The sequence below is a fragment of the Thermus sp. FJN-A genome (assembly GCF_054655095.1).
In genome coordinates this window covers 1-459 of sequence record NZ_BAAHSC010000085.1, presented here as the reverse complement: position 1 = coordinate 459, position 459 = coordinate 1, and the positions used below count along the sequence as shown (strand labels likewise).

Here is a 459-nt window from a genome sequence, read left to right as displayed (position 1 = left end):
AGGGGTTTGCCCACGGGAGGCATGCTACCCAAATGGCCCGTGGAAGGCAAGGGGGGGTCCTCGAGCCCCGCCCCCTGGACGCCGGGATCCCTGGGGGGGACTTCCGAACTTACGAACTTCCGAACTCTGTAACTCTGGAACTTACAGACTTCCGAACTTCCAGACTAACAGACTCTGCAACTTACAGACTTACAGACCTCCGAACTTACAGACTCTGTTAGTCTGTAAGTATGTTCGTGGGCCGGAAGGAGGAGGGGCGGGCGGTCCTCCTCTCGGTGCGGGCCGGGAGGGGGGTGGTGCTCTCCGCCCCGCCGGGGTACGGGAAGACGGCGCTCCTCAGGGAGCTCCTCCCCGCCCTCGAGGCCTGGGCCCCCGTGGTGTGGACGGAGCGGGTGGCCCCCTTCGGGACCTTCCTGAAGGACCTCTTCCGGGGGCTTTGGGACGCCGGAATCCCGGTGG

General features: G+C 65.1%; 1 protein-coding gene. It reads left to right on the top strand.

The window, feature by feature from the left end; genetic code table 11:
• Positions 1–230: 230 nt before the first annotated feature.
• Positions 231–459 (top strand): P-loop NTPase family protein (locus ACYQ0J_RS00450; RefSeq protein WP_460170252.1); only part of this gene is annotated, 229 nt, incomplete at its 3' end.